The 16,735-nt window shown below is 41.9% G+C and carries 19 protein-coding genes; 14 read left to right on the forward strand and 5 right to left on the reverse strand.

All coding sequences use genetic code 11. From position 1 onward, the window contains the following. Positions 1-114 precede the first annotated feature (114 nt). The gene (locus tag H6G97_RS23100) at positions 115-330 is read right to left on the reverse strand and encodes a chlorophyll a/b-binding protein (protein WP_190912609.1); all 216 of its coding nucleotides are present in this window, start codon (positions 328-330) and stop codon (positions 115-117) included. A 201-nt stretch (positions 331-531) separates the two neighbouring features. Between H6G97_RS23100 and thyX the strand changes: the two genes are divergently transcribed. From thyX to dut, 4 genes are all read left to right on the forward strand, one after another. Next, complete coding sequence (gene thyX, locus H6G97_RS23105) at positions 532-1,254, forward strand: FAD-dependent thymidylate synthase (protein ID WP_190942978.1); 723 nt, start codon at positions 532-534, stop codon at positions 1,252-1,254. A 107-nt stretch (positions 1,255-1,361) separates the two neighbouring features. Next, positions 1,362-2,210, forward strand: a complete 849-nt coding sequence (locus tag H6G97_RS23110; RefSeq protein ID WP_190942979.1) for an Rpn family recombination-promoting nuclease/putative transposase — start codon at positions 1,362-1,364, stop codon at positions 2,208-2,210. Between the two features lie 308 nt (positions 2,211-2,518). After that, a complete protein-coding gene (locus tag H6G97_RS23115) occupies positions 2,519-2,944 on the forward strand; it encodes a dCTP deaminase domain-containing protein (protein ID WP_190942980.1) in 426 nt (141 codons plus the stop codon). A gap of 395 nt (positions 2,945-3,339) precedes the next feature. Further along, complete coding sequence (gene dut / locus H6G97_RS23120) at positions 3,340-3,795, forward strand: dUTP diphosphatase (protein WP_242055137.1); 456 nt, start codon at positions 3,340-3,342, stop codon at positions 3,793-3,795. A gap of 18 nt (positions 3,796-3,813) precedes the next feature. Here the strand turns inward: dut and dcd are convergent, their stop codons facing one another. Next, the gene (gene dcd / locus H6G97_RS23125; protein ID WP_199349566.1) at positions 3,814-4,383 is read right to left on the reverse strand and encodes a dCTP deaminase; all 570 of its coding nucleotides are present in this window, start codon (positions 4,381-4,383) and stop codon (positions 3,814-3,816) included. Positions 4,384-4,469: 86 nt separating this feature from the next. Then, entirely contained in the window at positions 4,470-5,006 is a 537-nt protein-coding gene (locus H6G97_RS23130) for a P-loop NTPase family protein (RefSeq protein WP_190942982.1), read from the reverse strand. A 344-nt stretch (positions 5,007-5,350) separates the two neighbouring features. On the opposite strand from H6G97_RS23130, the gene H6G97_RS23135 reads away from it, so the two are divergent. The 7 genes from H6G97_RS23135 (at position 5,351) to rnhA (ending at position 11,208) form a co-directional block, all read left to right on the forward strand. After that, on the forward strand, positions 5,351-5,974 hold the full coding sequence (locus tag H6G97_RS23135) for a nucleoside monophosphate kinase (RefSeq protein ID WP_190942983.1): 624 nt from the start codon (positions 5,351-5,353) through the stop codon (positions 5,972-5,974). Between the two features lie 100 nt (positions 5,975-6,074). Continuing rightward, positions 6,075-6,818 carry a ribonuclease PH gene (rph, locus tag H6G97_RS23140; RefSeq protein ID WP_190942984.1) on the forward strand — a complete coding sequence of 248 codons (744 nt, stop codon included), beginning with the start codon at positions 6,075-6,077 and terminating at the stop codon, positions 6,816-6,818. 274 nt (positions 6,819-7,092) lie between these two features. Continuing rightward, positions 7,093-7,815: a 6-phosphogluconolactonase gene (gene pgl / locus H6G97_RS23145; RefSeq protein ID WP_190942985.1), complete on the forward strand. Its 723-nt coding sequence runs from the start codon at positions 7,093-7,095 to the stop codon at positions 7,813-7,815. A gap of 354 nt (positions 7,816-8,169) precedes the next feature. Next, complete coding sequence (locus H6G97_RS23150; RefSeq protein ID WP_190942986.1) at positions 8,170-9,036, forward strand: FHA domain-containing protein; 867 nt, start codon at positions 8,170-8,172, stop codon at positions 9,034-9,036. 77 nt (positions 9,037-9,113) lie between these two features. Beyond that, positions 9,114-9,245, forward strand: a complete 132-nt coding sequence (locus H6G97_RS54850; RefSeq protein WP_277883321.1) for a hypothetical protein — start codon at positions 9,114-9,116, stop codon at positions 9,243-9,245. A gap of 133 nt (positions 9,246-9,378) precedes the next feature. After that, positions 9,379-10,122: a M50 family metallopeptidase gene (locus H6G97_RS23155; protein WP_190942987.1), complete on the forward strand. Its 744-nt coding sequence runs from the start codon at positions 9,379-9,381 to the stop codon at positions 10,120-10,122. A gap of 177 nt (positions 10,123-10,299) precedes the next feature. Then, positions 10,300-11,208 (forward strand): ribonuclease HI, encoded by a 909-nt coding sequence (gene rnhA, locus H6G97_RS23160; protein WP_190942988.1) that lies wholly within the window; start codon positions 10,300-10,302, stop codon positions 11,206-11,208. Between the two features lie 55 nt (positions 11,209-11,263). On the opposite strand, the gene cruG is transcribed toward rnhA, so the two are convergent. Both cruG and cruF read right to left on the reverse strand, forming a co-directional pair. Then, positions 11,264-12,460 (reverse strand): 2'-O-glycosyltransferase CruG, encoded by a 1,197-nt coding sequence (cruG, locus tag H6G97_RS23165; RefSeq protein WP_190942989.1) that lies wholly within the window; start codon positions 12,458-12,460, stop codon positions 11,264-11,266. Positions 12,461-12,570: 110 nt separating this feature from the next. After that, on the reverse strand, positions 12,571-13,479 hold the full coding sequence (gene cruF / locus H6G97_RS23170; protein ID WP_190942990.1) for a gamma-carotene 1'-hydroxylase CruF: 909 nt from the start codon (positions 13,477-13,479) through the stop codon (positions 12,571-12,573). Positions 13,480-13,903: 424 nt separating this feature from the next. Between cruF and H6G97_RS23175 the strand changes: the two genes are divergently transcribed. The 3 genes from H6G97_RS23175 (at position 13,904) to H6G97_RS23180 (ending at position 16,641) form a co-directional block, all read left to right on the forward strand. Then, the gene (locus H6G97_RS23175; RefSeq protein WP_190942991.1) at positions 13,904-14,350 is read left to right on the forward strand and encodes a hypothetical protein; all 447 of its coding nucleotides are present in this window, start codon (positions 13,904-13,906) and stop codon (positions 14,348-14,350) included. Between the two features lie 49 nt (positions 14,351-14,399). Beyond that, positions 14,400-14,711 carry a hypothetical protein gene (locus H6G97_RS51815; protein WP_206759126.1) on the forward strand — a complete coding sequence of 104 codons (312 nt, stop codon included), beginning with the start codon at positions 14,400-14,402 and terminating at the stop codon, positions 14,709-14,711. 526 nt (positions 14,712-15,237) lie between these two features. Further along, positions 15,238-16,641 carry a hypothetical protein gene (locus tag H6G97_RS23180; RefSeq protein WP_190942992.1) on the forward strand — a complete coding sequence of 468 codons (1,404 nt, stop codon included), beginning with the start codon at positions 15,238-15,240 and terminating at the stop codon, positions 16,639-16,641. Positions 16,642-16,735: the final 94 nt, after the last annotated feature.

The following is a 16,735-nucleotide window of genomic DNA, read 5'->3' on the forward strand; positions in this document are numbered from 1 at the left end:
TGCTATCAGTATATTTTTACTCTAGCACTAAGTTTTCCATAAATTAAGAGACGGTAAATTTACCGTCTCTTAATATTTGTTGAGAATTAAGTTATAGAAAATAGAAATCAGTTTTTACAGACTCGCCAAAACACCAATAATACCGTGTCCTGTGAATACTTCTAATGCTATTAGAGAGACAAAACCAATCATTGCTAAACGACCATTGAGCATTTCTGCATAGGGAGTGAAACCAGTGCGATCACCTTGCTCATCTATATAAACCTTTGGCTCGATCGCAAAGTTGTTCAATTTACCTTGGTCGTCAATTATAGCAGTGTTTGTACGCATGGATTTTTCCCTGTCTTCTCTTTATGTAAATAACTGTAACAAACTTATTAATTTTTGTAAAGCATTTTAATCTGATTCAAGTAGAAGTCCAAGCCAGAGAAGAGATATGATGATGAATCGAGTTCAAAGCCATGTCTAAGCAACAGGCTCCGCTTTTCGTGCGTAAGCACTTTCAATCACATATCCATTCCCCAACAGCTAATGCATCGATTTCGAGTAGAGGTTATTGCCAAAACACCAAACCCGCAGCAGGTGATTTATGCCGCAATGCACCAGGACTATACAGATGGGTTTGTGTTTGATGAGCGCGACTCCTGGCCTTCGGAGTCACAAAGCGGCGAAGTTATTGTTAAGCGACTTTTAGCAGGTGAAAGGGGACATTATGGGCCTCTAGAGCATCCCCAAATTGTTTTCAACTGTGGCTACTTTCCCCACAGTGTCATGCAGCAGGCTCGTACTCATCGTGTTTCTGTATCATTTGATGTACAATCTTTTAGATATACAGGCAACCAATTTATTGATGTAGTAGAAGGTAAGAAAGACATAGAAGATGTTTTTTACCTACGTCCCGTTGGTTATTACACTGATAGACAAGGCAAAAAGTACCATTATTCACCAGAACAACGAGCAGCAGATTTAGAGTGGTGTCTAGAAGCAGCTAAACGATATAAAGCTGATTTTGAGGGTGGAATGTCTGAAGAACACGCAAGAGGTAAAGTACCTTTTGATTATCGCCAGCATTTTGTAGTTAGTTTCAATTTAAGGTCTTTCTTGCATTTTTGTGACCTGAGAAATAAGAAAGATGCTCAACTTGAAATTCAAAAGTTGTGTGAAATGATGTGGCCTCATTTTGAAGATTGGGCACCAGCGATCGCACAATGGTATGAAAAGCAGCGTCTAGGTAAAGCCAGATTAGCACCATAATCACATTTTGGGACAATTCATACTGAATTCTGACACCTCGGTGGAACGTCTCCGACTCCACTCCTGAGTTCTGAATTCTTCTTATAAAAAATTTGTAAAATGCTTTCATGCGTCGAGATTCAATATTTTACAAACTGTTTCAACAATCTCCCACTTTGCTATTTGAACTAGTGGCAAATCCTCCAACTAATGCAGATAGTTATCGTTTTGATTCAGTCGCCGTCAAAGAACCAAAATTTGAAATTGACGGAGTATTTCTACCACCTGAAAGCGATGGTGCTGGAGTTGTATATTTTTGCGAGGTACAGTTCCAGAAAGATGAACAACTCTATGAGAGAGTATGGGCTGAATCTTCGTTATATTTCTACCGCAACCGTGCCAGATTTAGCGACTGGCAAGCAGTGATAATTTACCCGTCACGCAGTGTTGAACAAAGTGATATTCATCCTCATCGCTCATTCCTTAACGGCGGACAAGTACATCGAGTGTATTTAGATGAATTAGGGGATATTCGTCAATTACCTATATGGGTGGCGCTGATGGTATTAACTACAGCGGATGAAGAACAAGCACCAGAAGAAGCAAGGTATTTGTTAACAAGAACTGCTCAAGAAATGCTATCACCATCAAGTCGCGCCATAATTGAATTAATAACGACGATCATGGTGTACAGATTTGAACAATTAACTCAAGCGGAGGTAGAGTCTATGTTAGGAATCACGCTTAAGGAAACGCGAGTTTACCGAGAAATTAAGGAAGAAGGACGTGAAGAAGGACGTGAGGAAGCAACAGCTAATCTTATTCTCCGGCAATTGACTAAGCGATTTGGGGAACTTTCTGAAGAAATACGCTCCTCAATTTCTGGTTTACCTTTGCCTGTTCTGGAAGATTTGAGTGAAGCACTGTTAGATTTTACTAGTTTGGCTGATTTACAGGTTTGGCTACAAGCGCGATGAATCCTTATATGCGAAAGCTGACAGAACTTGCAGTGGGATAAAGCAAGCGATCGCACTCCGATTTTTGGGTATGATTTAGAGCGATCGCACAATGGTATAGAAAGAGTGTCTAGGTAAGGCAAGATTAGCACCTTAACTTTTTTGGAGTATTAAAAGTTTCCAGTAAAAAGCTTTTCATCGTTTAGAACCTTGTATTTTTATTTTGCAAAAAAGATATATTTCTGAGGTAATTACGGTGATGATAAAAATAAAATATGCTACGCTGCAATCAATAAAACCTAGTGAATTAGATAAAAATTAGCTCACACATGAGTACATTAAGTGACCAAGATATCAAGCGAGAGTTGGGCAGGGATATACTAATATATCCTTTTAATGAAAGCAACCTTAAAGGAGCAAGTTACAATTTGACAGCAAGTAAGCTTGCGTGGAAAATCCAGGATGGAGAAAGTGCTTATGATAGTTCTGTAGAGAGAATTATTATCCCTAAAAATTCTACGGTTTTAATTCAAACTAATGAAGCTATTTGGGTTTCAAAAAGAATCACTGGAACATATCATTCTAAAGTTGGTTGGGTTTCTCAGGGCATAGGACATATTGGTACAACTTTGGATCCTGATTATATCGGTAATTCTTTAATAGCAGTTCATAACCATAGTGACAAATCTGTACATCTGAAGCCAGAAACAGATACTTTTGTCTCTCTGATGTTTTATTATGTTAAAACCAAATGATCGATTCCACATACCAATGATCCTGGTAGACCAGATATACTAAATGGCGTTCAGCGTAGTGAAGAGGAAAGACGCTGGCTTGATGAGCCTTTTAGAAAAAATGAAACACTTTTAAGAAAACAACTAAAAGAATCTGAAGTTTTCAAAAAGTTTAAAAAAAATTGGTTAGACAATTTGCTTTATATGCTCCCATATATAATTTTAATATTACTTACAATTTTAAGTTTATGCTTTTATCTTTATCTAGATGCTAATAGCATAGTTCTCTCACAAAAACATTGGTATAATACAGTAAGGTCTATTGCTGATCGAACGACATATCTAGCATTTGGTGCATTAATTGTATTAATTACAAATGATTTGCGTAGAAGCTAGAATATGGAACAAATGATATTTTGATATCAAAAAAGATGAAGCTGAAGATACGAAAATTACACCAATTAGCTATAGTTCCTAAATACGAACATTCAAATGATTCTGGACTAGATTTATTTTCCATAGAACAAATAAAAATTCCTTCTGGAGAAAGCAGGTTAATACACACTGGTATTTCAATAGAATTACCTCAAGGAACTGAAGCTCAAGTTCGTCCAAGGAGCGGCCTAGCTCTTAAATATCAAATTACAGTTCTTAATACTCCCGGTACAGTAGATGAAGGTTATCGAGGAGAAATAGGTGTAATTTTAATAAATCATGGCAAAAGTCTTTTTAAAGTTACGGAAGGAATGAAAATTGCCCAAATGGTCATCACACCAGTAATTCATGTTGAAGTGGAAGAAGTGGATAACCTCAGTCATACATCTAGAGGAACTGGTGGTTTTGGTTCAACGGGAATGACTGCAAAAATGTAAAATTGCATGCTACTTAGATTATACGCGAGCCAAAGTCACAATTTCATGCTGATCCTGATATTTACCCTGTCTTGCTTCATAACTAATAGCGCAGGGTTCGCCTTCTAAAAATAGTAGTTGCACCACGCCTTCGTTAGCGTAGATGCGACAGTCAGCGCTAGAAGAATTGGAAAATTCCAAGGTAAGATGACCCCGCCATGCAGCCTCAGCGGGCGTTAAATTTGCTATTATTCCACAACGGGCATAAGTACTTTTACCTATACAAATCACAGTAATATTCTCAGGAACCTCCAGTTTTTCTAAAGCAACCCCAAGTCCATAAGAATGAGCAGGTAAAATAAAGTAACTGCCACTCGCATCTGTATGCAGTGCTGTTGGCTCCAGATTCTGGGGATTAAAGTTTTTAGGATCAACTACAGTTCCGGGAATGTGGCGAAAAATGCGGAACTCAGCCGAGGAAAGGCGTATATCGTAGCCATAAGAAGATAAACCGTAGCTAATTACAGGTTGAACCGCTACAGACTCATCTTTTTGCACTTTTCGGATTAAACTTGGCTCAAAGGGCGAAATTAGACCCTGTTGAGCCATTTCAGTAATCCAGATATCGTTTTTAATCACAACTTTACAGCTAATTCAAACCGAATTACTAGGATATCCTGAATTGAGTATTTTGTTTAAGGTCGATAACTCCGACGGATCTCTGTAATTTGATCTGCTACATCCAAGAGAGATTTGGGCATCTCTGGCCCTGTGAGAATGATATCAACGTGGGGAGGGCGTTTTGCCAGAAACGCTAAAACTTCCGCTTCCGGAATTAAACCAAAGTTAATCGCTAAACTTAACTCATCTAAGACAACGAGAGAATACTTACTCTCACACACTACTTGTTGTGTATATTGCCATAGCTTTTGTAAGGCTTGATTTTCCGTATCGTCTAAATGTGGTGTATCTATACAACGAGGCAAATCACAGCGAATCCAATCTAAATTTTGTCCTAATTGGATGGGTCTATCCTGTCCTTGGCGAATACCTCCTTTGAGGAACTGCACTATTAATACTGCCGTTCCTTGTCCAGCTATTCTCAGTGATTGAGCCATCACGCTCGTAAAAAAGTTACGATGAGAGCTAGTGAAAACCTGCACTAGTCCTTCAACTGGATATGGTAAGGGAACGGTTGAATTGATACTTTGAGTTTCTAACTGGGCAACCATAAAGTTAAGTTCAAAAAGATACAATAAGATACGAATTATTACGACGGCAAATCATTACAAGTCTACCTGTATAATCAATCTGTTTTTCACAGGTGTGGTGGATTTGGCAAATTGCATTCTTAGTCAAACACTAGGTTTGTACTGAAGTCAATAGTGATTTTGATTTAAATTTTCGTTTTTTCTCGGGAATGAGTTGTAAAAATAAAAACATAAGAGTTACAGTTCCAATTATTTAAAAAAGCTAGGCAGAACGTCTGAAAATCCTTAAATGTTAGATTTGTCGGTTGTTTGGGCAAAACAGACTTAGCAAGTAGTGAATTTGACAGGATGAGGAGTAAATTGTTGTGAGATTGGTGATTCTGGGAGGTTCAGGATCGGGGAAAAGCACTCAAGCACAAAAGCTTTGCAGATACTTTGATATTCCTCTGATTTCTACAGGTGAGGTTTTACGGTCAGCAATATCTGGCGATCAGCCCCTGCCAGAATTTCGCTCGTTAGAAAGCGATCCCCGGACTTCTCTTTCGGTTTACGCTAGCCTGAGTGAACTAGGCTACCACGCACAGCCCTATATGCAAAAAGGGGATTTAGTTCCAGACGAAATGATCATTGAATTGATCCGAATACGCCTTAGACAACCAGATATTAACTGCGATTGGGTGTTAGAAGGCTATCCCCGTACTGCTTTCCAAGCTGAAGAATTAGATTTTTTATTGGATGATTTAGGGCAAAAGCTAGATTGGGCAATTTATCTCCAAGTCCCAGAAGCAGTAATGGTTAGCCGATCCTTGGGGCGATCGCTACCAGATGACCAACCAGAAATTGTGCAACGCCGTGTAGAATTATTCTACGATCGCACTATTCCCATCCTAGAATATTACGACCGTCGTCGCTGCTTATTGACCATCAACGGCGACCAATCACCAGAGATGGTGCAGCAAAATATTTTGACTCTGCTTTCAGTTCCTTAGATAAAGAAGCAGGGGAGGCAAGGGGAGAAGAAGCAATGTCCAATGCCTAATAACACTAAGGTAATCTTAAGGCAGTATTGTAAAACTTGAGGCAACTCCAATGGCTTGGCAGCGTCCTGACGGTCGTCTTCCTTACGAACTACGTCCGATCAGCTTTTACCCCAATTTTACCCGCTTTGCCCCCGGCTCTGTTCTTGCAAGATGCGGTAATACTCAGGTACTTTGTACTGTTAGCGTTAATAAGGGAGTTCCAAAGTTTCTCGAAGGAACTGGTAAAGGCTGGTTAACTGCTGAGTACCGGATGCTACCATCTGCTACCCAAAAACGCCAAGAAAGGGAATTATTGAAATTATCTGGACGGACGCAAGAAATTCAACGTCTAATTGGACGTAGCTTACGCGCAGCAGTGGATTTTGAGGCGCTGGGAGAACGCACGCTGACTGTGGATGCCGATGTGTTACAAGCAGACGCTGGAACTCGGACAACAGCGATTACAGGCTCATTTGTGGCCTTGGCTCATGCAATTTCTAAATTGTTACAGGAGGGCGTGCTGGAGCGATCGCCTTTGTCTGGACAGGTAGCAGCAGTTTCCGTAGGATTGCTGGAGGAAGAGCCATTTTTGGATCTAGACTATATCGAAGATGTGGCTGCAACAGTAGATTTTAACGTGGTGATGAATCAACATTTGGGAATCATTGAAGTTCAGGGAACAGCCGAAGAAGGCAGCTTTAGCCGCACTCAGTTGGATCAACTACTAGATGTCGCCCAAAAAGGAATTCAGGAATTGTTAACTGCCCAACGCGAAGCGATCGCAGACTGGGAAGCGTTGTTTGCGATTAATTAGTTTTATTAATTTTTAATAAGAATTAATAAATGTATCCTTTGTGGCGTTAATCAACCAAGTATCAAGTAACTGTGTGTAAATAAAAATAATCATTCAGAGTGGCTAGTAGTTAGTACGACTGACTACTGACAACTTACCGTTGAAGGTGATAAGGAACGTATACATTTTTCCAGCCTACTTAATCCACGATGTTAAATGTTTCAAAAGTTAAAAAGGAGGATTGTAATAAGTTCGGTATTGTATTGCCAGAAGCCAGCAATATGATGATGAAGCCATGAACAAAACTGTTGAAGTTCTACCGGATCAGCCAGCGCTGGTTGCACGAGCGCTAGAATTAATTCTGTCTAAGTTAAACAGTGCTATTGAGCAGCAGGGGCGGTTTACCATCGCCTTATCTGGCGGCAGTACACCTAAACCGTTATACGAAGCGATCGCTACTCAAAAACTGCCTTGGGATAAAATTCATATATTCTGGGGGGATGAGCGTTATGTACCACCAGATCACCCCGATAGCAATGAACTGATGACGCGTCGTGCGTGGCTAGATCGCATTGACATCCCAGCAGCTAACATTCACCCCGTACCAACTTTAGAAGCCAATCCAGAACTAGCTGCTGCGAAGTATGAACAACATCTAAAAGAATTTTTCAATTCTTCTGGGGTCGAGTTCCCCGCCTTGGATGTAGTATTACTAGGAATGGGTGATGACGCACATACTGCATCTTTGTTTCCCCACACAGAGGCTCTCAAAGTACGCGATCGCTTAGTTACCGTGGGTAACAAAGACGGAAACCCCAGGATCAGTTTCACATACCCCTTCATCAACTCTGCTCGCAGTGTGATTTTTCTAGTTGCTGGCGCTAACAAACGACCAGCTTTAGCGCAAGTCTTTGCACCTGTAGCCGATGACTTCACTTACCCGTCCCGCTTAATTCAGCCCCAAGGTGAACTTTGGTGGCTACTGGATGCAGCAGCAGGTTTGGAACTACAACATTGAGCAATGGGGTATTGGGCATGGGAAAGAGGACTTGGGGACAAGGAGAATTAGAGACAAGGGGAAACACTTGTTGCAAGTTCTGACTTAAGTCCCCTTGTTTCCCCTGCTTCCCCCGTATCCCCGTGTCCAATTCATTGTTCCATCAGCAGTAATTGCTAGAATCTAAAGCTAGGGCCGCCCTCTGCTTGCCAGTCCTACTAATTTGTCAAGTTAGTTTTGAGGGTTTCTAGTAAGCACTTTAGTGCTTAGAAAATAAGAACTAAAGTGCTTACTACAAACTTGCTTACCCATCAATTTAAACTTGACAGACTACTACTTATATCTATGATGATCTTGAACAAAGGCTAAATATCGATGATCGTCTGCCCTAATTGCAATCATCCCAACCCTGATGGCGCTGTCCAATGTGAAGCTTGCTATACACCCTTACCCGCAACTACTAATTGTCCCAGTTGTGGGGCAACTGTGCAGGCAGATGCTGCATTTTGCGGTCAATGTGGCTATAACCTTCACTCCGCAGGAGTTCCACACGTTCATAGCGCAGTAGCTACAACAGTAACTCCCGATGTTCCTGTGGAAGTGCCAGCGTTAGTTCCACCCGATCCACTATTAGAACTTTTACAACCAGATGCTTTGGGAATGAGTGAATCTACTCCCAGTTCATCTTTACCACCAACAGAGGTGGCAGTTCCTCCAGAACCAGTGTCACAGATACCTCCTACACCAAGCAGCTCCCCAGAACCAGCGCCAACCGTTGCAGCTCAACCTGTAGTCTCTATACAAAGTATTCCTACTCCACCACCTTTGGAACCAGCGCCAGTCTCTGAAGCTGAAGTACCTCCGCCAGCAGCGCCAGCACCAACTGTAACTGCTGCCAGAACGCAATTGCAGCAGGTTATAGCGCGGTTAATCCACGTTCAAACCGATCGCCTAATTGAATTGCCGCAAAATCTCTCTGTGATTCATATCGGCAAGCCCAATGACCGGATTCCCCCAGATATAGACGTTTCAGGATTTCCCAATTCAGAAGTTGTCTCGCGGATTCATGCAGATATTCGCGTCGAGGGAGATGCTCATTATGTAGAGGATGTAGGAAGTTCTAATGGCACTTATATTAATAATTTGCCGCTTTTACCAGGGAACCGTCATCGTTTGCGACCAGGCGATCGCATCAGCTTGGGTAAAGGAGACTTAATGACATTCCTTTTTCAACTTGCTTAACTGATTATCGCTCAATTGTGACATCAGTCTAAGTATTTTCTGCCTATCCTCCGGCATCCATTTTGGAGGATAAACAATTGAACCGTATCAGACAAGCGACGGATGGCTATGTTGTTCTTGATAGCGCCATAGTTTACAGCCGTCGCTTCGATGTGCGAATTGTTGCATCGTCCAGCAACCCTAATACTTCAATAATTACATTAGGATAGATGAAAATACACTGTCAATTTTGGATTTTAGATTGAAGGAATAATCTAAAATCCAAAATTGAATGCCCCACCAATTAATTAATTGGGGGGATAATCTTAATTCCAAAATCTAAAATCTAAAATTGAGTGACCTATGAGGGAACCAAGCAAAAATTTTGAACCCTTACTTACCAAAGAAGCCCCACCAGTTGTTGAACGCATGGGGCTAACTTGGCTAGTTGCAGCAGCGATCGCAACTGCTTTACTGTGGCAAGTACCAGGAGGGGATTATATCTTATACCCATTTACAATCCTGGCAACTTGGTTTCATGAAATGGGTCACGGCTTAATGGCGCTCCTATTAGGTGGACAGTTTCAGAAATTGCAGATTTTTAGCAATGGTTCCGGTGTTGCAACTTATGGCATTCGGTCGTCATTAGGGCCAATTGGCTTGGGAATAATTGCCGCAGCAGGGCCAATGGGGCCGCCTCTTGCCGGTGCAGCTTTAATTCTGGCTTCCCGCAGTTTTACAGCAGCAACCCTCTGTTTAAAAATATTAGGGAGTTTTTTGCTATTTTCCGCATTAATTTGGGTACGTTCCTCGTTTGGATTGGTAGCAATTCCCTTGTTGGGTTTAGTAATCTTGGGTATCGCCCTGAAAGCACCTCGCTGGGTACAGGGGTTTGTCATTCAATTACTGGGTGTACAAGCTTGTGTGAGTACGTACCATCAACTTGATTATCTATTTAGTCAGTCTGCTGGCCCGCTTGGAATCTCTGATACAGCGCAAATGCAGCGATATTTGCTTTTACCTTACTGGTTTTGGGGCGGGTTAATGGCGATCGCATCTCTGGTGATTTTAATCCAAAGTCTCCGCGTTGCCTATCGTTCGGAATAATGAGTAAGAGACACCATCAAAAGTAGAAACCTTTAGCTTAGGCAAAGCATTGCTATTTGTGCAAGCAATTCTAGAACTAAAGGAAAAATTTATCAGTATAATAGCCTGGATATTCTTAAAAAAATTCGCTGCTAATAACTTTTTCCTTAGCGTCCTTCGCGGTTCGATACCCTAACCATGTCCACCCAACCCATAATTCAAAGCATATACACCGATGGTGCTTGCACTGGTAATCCTGGCCCTGGTGGTTGGGGTGTAGTCGTCTACTTCAGCGATGGCTCAATCCACGAAATGGGCGATGCATCCCCTCATACCACTAATAATAAAATGGAGATGCAAGCTGCGATCGCTGCCCTGAAATTTTTGGAAACATCTCAACAAGCCCAACCCATAACCCTTCATACCGATAGTGAATACCTGATTAATTGCGTTACCAAATGGGTGAAAGCCTGGAAAAAGAAAAGCTGGAAAAAGTCAGATGGTAAACCCGTTCAAAACCAAGACCTTTTAGAAATTTTAGATGAACTCAATACTCAACAGGTAAAATGGCAACACGTCCGGGGACATTCTGGTAACATAGGTAACGAACGTTGTGATGTGATCGCTCGCACTTATGCCAGTGGCAAAACCCCTTCTTTACAACAATTATCTCTCACAAATTTTTACAAATCTTTACCTACTACAAATGAACTAAATGTAGCAAAAGTAGCTGATTATGAGAAAAACTTTAGAATAACTAACCAAAGTCCGCAAGAAATCAGTACTTCTGCACCAGAAATAACCGTTATGGAACCATCAACTGGGCCAACTGCGGCCGTAACCGATGAAAAACCGCCAGAAATGAGGGTTTCGCAACTCCGCAGCTTGGTCGAAACTCTGCGTATAGCTGACGAAATTTCTGAAAAAGGCTACTTAATCACCAGTTCTGAGTTAGCAGACTTGATGGATGTCCATGCTAGCGCTGTTACCAGTCGTGGAGATCAATGGCGCTGGCGAAACTGGATAGTGTCACGGGTACGCCGTGAAGGAAATCAAATTCTTTGGGAATTGGAACGCGGGGATCAAGTAGGGGGGGAAGAGGAGTAGAAAGTGAACAGGGGGAGCATGGGCAGAATCACTATTGGTTATTGACCAATGCCCCCTATGTATACTTGCGTCCTCGCCACTCGCGCGGGGTGCGGAACGCAGATAAGAAGATTCGCAGCACAGCTAAGGGATCAGCCAAAGGGGAAAGCCAGAACAACCAGCCGCCTTTAGCGTTTGTGCGATCATAAGAGGGTGCGATCGCTATCAGCATAGCAAAGCGAATTATCACCAGGAATAAATTCAGTCCCAGCAGCAGGAGTGAGGGAGTGGGCAAGTGCGAGAGTGGAGGAGAAATCAGCAAAAAAGTAAGGACAATTAAAAAGGGTAGACCTTGAACAGATGTGAGTAGCCATAAATCTCCCCACAACTGAGAACGAGAAGTTGCATCTTTGAGGTCAAGACTCCGCCCCCATTCCTTCCACGTATCCATCGCGCCTTCATACATCCGAACCTTCAGCACCTTTGCACCGTCTAAAAAGCCCACCTTATACCCTTGGATAGCAATATTCCGTGCCAAGGTGACATCATCACAAAAAGAACTCCTCGCACTGCTGTAACCACCCACGGCAGCTAAAACAGAGCGACGACACAAAAAACACTGCCCATTTGCCATCACCCGTTCTGGCTGCTCTGTATTGATCCCTGCTGGGTCAAATCGGTAAAGCAGAGTCATTAACAAAGCAGGTTGTAGCCAGCACTCTCCTGGATATTTGAGGATAAACTGGGGTGAAAGAGAAACGAGGTCATAGCCTTGTGCTTCGGCCGTCTTCACCAAACCAGCAACTAAACCAGGATGTGGTTGGATATCAGCATCCAGCCCCAGAAACCACTGACTAGCCTCTGAGCTATATAAAAAACCATTATGCAACGCCCAAGGACGACCCACCCAACCAGAGGGCAACGGATCATCTGTCATCAAGCGAAAGCGCGGATCTTTCTGCTGTGAGGCTTTTACCAAGTCGGGGGTACCATCACTAGACTTACTGTCTACAACCATAATTTCCCGAACTTCATAGCTTTGCTGACTTAAACCAGCCAACAAAGGGCTAATGCGAAGCGCCTCATTCAGTGTGGGAACTACGACACTCACCCTACCTAAAAGCTCTAGTGTAGGCTGTTGGGGTTCTATTGGAGGATGGCGTCTTGGCCCCTTTAACAAACGCGAAAACAGAATCGCCGTTGCTGGTACTTGTATAAGTAGCAATAAAAGGGAGATAGCGCTTTCTAGTATCAAAGCGTTGTCATTTGTCATTAGTCATTGGGCATTGGGAATTAATCGGGCATGGGGCACTGGGCATTGGGAATGAATTGGGCATGGGTTATTCTCCTTGTCTCCCAGTTCCCAGTCCCTAACTTATCAGCTTATTTCAAGGCAACTTCAACCTTTGCTACTGACACTTTTTTGCTTACTGGTTCAACAGCAACTTCAGCGGGTGTGGTTGAACTCTTTAACCACAGCACCACGGCAGGAGTCACACCTAGCAATAAGCCGAGTAACACAGGAATGGAAAACCCAGCGGCCAAGCTGAGTCCGGCGGCGAAGGCAAAGTTAGTTAAATAAACTACTAAGGGTAGATTGAGTTGCGATCGCTCTAATTTAATTGAGGTATTTCTCCACAATAATCCTGCCACACTCATAAACAGTGCGCTAGTACCAAACCAACCTGCATAGTTCTGGTAAGGTGTTCCAAAGAAAGCTCCTGGTTGTTCCCAATACCAAAAAGGCAGAGAAGTTTGGCTCATAGCCGGTTCAAGGGCAAAGTCCCAGCAAGTGAAGAGTAAAGCACCAATGGCTATAGCAGCAATATGGCGTCCCCAACTGGGTTTTTGAGCCACTTTCAAACCAGTTCTCGCAATTAAGTAAGACGACAGCCCAACATAAAACCACGATAAAGGAATTGTGAAAGGAACTAGCCCCGCAATCTTATACCCCAAGCCACTCAAGTAACTATAATCACCAAATGGAAAACCTGTACTAGTTCCCAGTAGTTCACTTCCCAAAGAGATAAACATAGCTGGCAACATAAATGCTAGCCAAGTTCCTAATCCTAACGTCCGGTAAGCATAAATAGAGACAGCTACTGTCCCCAAGATAATATCAACTACACCGCCACCAGCCATACTCAACTGTATGGCAGTTTCTCCAACCTGCGATAAGTTTAAAATTATTTGCGAATTAGGTACGACCAGTAGCATCCCTACCAGTCCAAAGGCTTTTGACACGATATGACCAATGAGGCATACGCGTTCAGCAATAACAAGTTGTCTCATGATAATTCCTTAACAATATGTGACACGCGGCTACTCGGCTGCTAATAGTTTACAAATGTTTAACAATATTATTAACTACTTTCTACCGCAATTCTTGACAAACTTGTTTGGCTTTCTTTGGAGGAGCATAATAGCCTATTGATTGAACCTATAAGAAATATGATGATAGACTTACCAGTCTAAGCCATATAGTCAAAATCTACATAATTTTATCGGCAAGAACTTTTAGTTTCTTGTTTCACTGATACCCACATGGTCAAAAGCCCCTTTTATCGCAATACTCATTCGAATGAGTATTGGTTATAGTAGCACATCTGTGCTAGCATATCCCGCCTTATGAGAATCTATGTTTATCTATGGTTAATTTTTTTAAGTATCTTACTTGTGCAATCAGACCTTGACCCTGTAATAAAAATATCAACCCATGTCAATTTTTAAAAGAGTTCCTTGGGTGTCTCTGGCACTAGTACTGCTTAGTTACAGTACTTTAGGCTGGGTAATATCTGAAACACGCGCTCCTCTATTTGTATGGGTGGCAACTGTAATTGCTATCTTGATTTTAATGGTAACGTTAACTGCTCCTTGGCCGAAAATGACATATTACTATAGTGTTTTGCTTCAATCAAATACGAGGTCTTTCGGTGTTGCCGTCTTAGCAGCTTTCTTGTTCTTTATTATGATTGCCTGGTTTCGGGTATTTCTTGATACCTTACTTATAGTTTGCGCGACTATATTAGTCAGGATAGATTTTCAAAGAGCTGGTCTTAGGGAAGGGTTAGCCTTTTATAGTACGTCTATATTTTCATTGGGAGGTTTAGCTTTGGGTGCGCTAATGTACAAGTTAATATATTCCCAAATTCCGATAACGTGATGAAGTAAGTATACGTGAAAAAGCTAGCGGTTCGCAGACTCGCTAATTTATGAACAGGATTAAATGCATAATATTTTTGGCGTTGCTATTAATACTGTCTTTCTCCGTGGTAAATCCGGCATTTGCATCTGTATGCCGCAATAACGATTACCACCAGATTTGCATTCTCAGCATCAACCGAAGTGCCAAAAATTATTGGGAATACAGGGCTGCCGTTAGTGTAGATGGAGTAAAAAGACCTACCGAGGTTTATAATTGTCGTGAACGAGTCAAGGTTCAAGAAGGTGGGACTATTTTGCCCTTTGAGCAAAAAGGCCCTGGTGAGATGATATGCAGCTTTTTTAATTCTTCTCGGCGGTAAACACGCGCCAGATAATGAAGGCAGTGAAACCTAGATAGGCAAAAACTGTTAGCCATTCTTGCCAGCTACCAAATGGATTGTTCATCAGCAAAAGCCGGAAAATTGATATTTTTCAATCCTACACGCTGACGCTACCAGTCGGTTGTTGTATTTTGAGAGACAAAGAAGGGCTACTCAAAAATTTTTAGCTAATTTTCCGGAATCGGTAACAACAGAGTCGTAGTAAATATCAGAGCATCGATATTATACTGAACTTCTATAACAAACCTTCGGGGAATATACCCCATTGTTTCCACTCAAAAACCCGGTCTTCATGACTGGGTTTTTGATTTTACTTCTATTTTTCGTTTCTTCAACTAGTTCAGTTCTTCATTTAGCCTTGTCATGGTTATGATTACAAAAAATTACAGGGAATTCTGAACACACAAAGTTAAATTGGGGATTGGAGAATAATTTATACCTCTTTCCAGAAACTTTTAAAAGATTTTATCGGTCTGGTTCTCCAAATTCTGCAAAAATTAAGCCGATGTCATCTTCTGCTCAAGGTATTCCCGGATTACCTGATTTAACGCATCCGATTGAGCTTGTTCAATTTGGAACCCAGGCGCTCAAAGCTTCACTCTTATTAGTATTTTTAATTGTAGCTTTAGGAGTTGCGATCGCACTAATCAGTTTTTCTCTCCGTCGCAGCCAGCCGGAACAAGTAATATTTATCGGCGAATGGGCTGTGCGTTATTCCCAACTATTGCGGGGATTACAGCATTTAACTTTAGTATTAATTTTGTTAGTACCAGGATTTTTTCTCTGTTCGACTTTAAGCAATCGCTACCACCACTGGGAACAAGCAAGGGTGGCTCAAGTGGCTGAAAGTGTTGCAGGTGAAAAACTTGAACAATTTGCGCCTCAAGTCCGCTACTCGATTCAAGAGCCATACTCTTATAACACCCAAGTTAATGGCAAAATTGTCAAAGTAAACGAGACACGACAAATCAACCGCTTCTTAACGTTGGCTGGTTCGCAAATTCAAGTCAAGCTTGACCAAAGCGTAGATGTTCCCGGCCGCAGTTCAATTTATCAGGTAAATTACAGTGCTGATTATAAAGTAGTTAACCAACTCAAAGATATTAATAATTTTTTCTTTGAAGCACCGTCACCTAACGGCTACACACTGCTTGCTAGCTATAAAGTTGAGCGTGACGGTACTAGGTTACAACAAACTAATCCGGGAGACTATAGCTTTCCCTTTCGGCTACAACCGGGTGAAGAAAATACCTTTCGAGTTACCTATCAGGCTCAAGGCGGGCCTCGCTGGGTTTATAGTGCAACGGGACAGTTGCTTTCTAATTTTCGCCTCACAGCAATTGCTAACTTTGCCCCGGCTGATTTTGCTAGTGGTGTTGTACCGAATGAGATTAAAGTTAACGGACGCAGTACTCAGTTTACTTGGATATTTGACGATAATGTTTCGGTCAAAAATCCCTTTGGAGTCTTTACCAACACCGAACCCATTCGTCACACGGGGATTATTCCGCGGCTTTTATTGCTAGCACCAGCAATATTTGTGTGGTGGATATTATTGTTATATTTGTCAGTGCCAATAAGTTTCAAAAATATTGCGATCGCTGCTAGTATTTTCTTTGCTTGTCTATTGAGTTTGACCTATCTAGCTCGCCTTATCGATGCTCAGTTGGCTTGGACTTTAATTTCCATCATTTTACTAATATTAACATGGGGATTGGGAGCCAGTCGCAGGGCTTCTCTGGCTGCGATCGTTGCTACGATTGCTGGAGCAGTGCTACCTATCTTCGGATTATTAGTACCGTTCACGGGATTAACCCTTAGTTTAGCGGGTTTGCTTTCAGCCGTTTGGCTAGCAGTTCGTCACTGGCATGGTTGGTACAGTTTGCACCCAGAAGACCAAAGATTGTAGAACTGTAGAAAAATGCCTGTAATAAGAAAATATCACCTTTTACCTTTGACTTTTTTCAGTGCCGCAAGTCGTACTTCTGTATTGAGCAAAAAGT

This window comes from Nostoc flagelliforme FACHB-838, from assembly GCF_014698065.1.
GTDB lineage: Bacteria > Cyanobacteriota > Cyanobacteriia > Cyanobacteriales > Nostocaceae > Nostoc > Nostoc flagelliforme_B.

What these genes read in the sequence shown, in the direction of transcription:
- H6G97_RS23155 (WP_190942987.1), top strand. Translation starts at nt 9,379, where the DNA reads ATGAGGGAACCAAGCAAAAATTTTGAACCCTTACTTACCAAAGAAGCC.
- H6G97_RS51815 (WP_206759126.1), top strand. Translation starts at nt 14,400, where the DNA reads ATGAACAGGATTAAATGCATAATATTTTTGGCGTTGCTATTAATACTG.
- cruG (WP_190942989.1), bottom strand. Translation starts at nt 12,460, where the DNA reads ATGACAAATGACAACGCTTTGATACTAGAAAGCGCTATCTCCCTTTTA.
- rph (WP_190942984.1), top strand. Translation starts at nt 6,075, where the DNA reads ATGGCTTGGCAGCGTCCTGACGGTCGTCTTCCTTACGAACTACGTCCG.
- H6G97_RS23110 (WP_190942979.1), top strand. Translation starts at nt 1,362, where the DNA reads ATGCGTCGAGATTCAATATTTTACAAACTGTTTCAACAATCTCCCACT.
- H6G97_RS23130 (WP_190942982.1), bottom strand. Translation starts at nt 5,006, where the DNA reads ATGGTTGCCCAGTTAGAAACTCAAAGTATCAATTCAACCGTTCCCTTA.
- H6G97_RS23100 (WP_190912609.1), bottom strand. Translation starts at nt 330, where the DNA reads ATGCGTACAAACACTGCTATAATTGACGACCAAGGTAAATTGAACAAC.
- thyX (WP_190942978.1), top strand. Translation starts at nt 532, where the DNA reads ATGCATCGATTTCGAGTAGAGGTTATTGCCAAAACACCAAACCCGCAG.
- rnhA (WP_190942988.1), top strand. Translation starts at nt 10,300, where the DNA reads ATGTCCACCCAACCCATAATTCAAAGCATATACACCGATGGTGCTTGC.
- H6G97_RS23180 (WP_190942992.1), top strand. Translation starts at nt 15,238, where the DNA reads ATGTCATCTTCTGCTCAAGGTATTCCCGGATTACCTGATTTAACGCAT.
- H6G97_RS23115 (WP_190942980.1), top strand. Translation starts at nt 2,519, where the DNA reads ATGAGTACATTAAGTGACCAAGATATCAAGCGAGAGTTGGGCAGGGAT.
- dcd (WP_199349566.1), bottom strand. Translation starts at nt 4,383, where the DNA reads ATGGCTCAACAGGGTCTAATTTCGCCCTTTGAGCCAAGTTTAATCCGA.
- pgl (WP_190942985.1), top strand. Translation starts at nt 7,093, where the DNA reads ATGAACAAAACTGTTGAAGTTCTACCGGATCAGCCAGCGCTGGTTGCA.
- cruF (WP_190942990.1), bottom strand. Translation starts at nt 13,479, where the DNA reads ATGAGACAACTTGTTATTGCTGAACGCGTATGCCTCATTGGTCATATC.
- H6G97_RS23150 (WP_190942986.1), top strand. Translation starts at nt 8,170, where the DNA reads ATGATCGTCTGCCCTAATTGCAATCATCCCAACCCTGATGGCGCTGTC.
- H6G97_RS23175 (WP_190942991.1), top strand. Translation starts at nt 13,904, where the DNA reads ATGTCAATTTTTAAAAGAGTTCCTTGGGTGTCTCTGGCACTAGTACTG.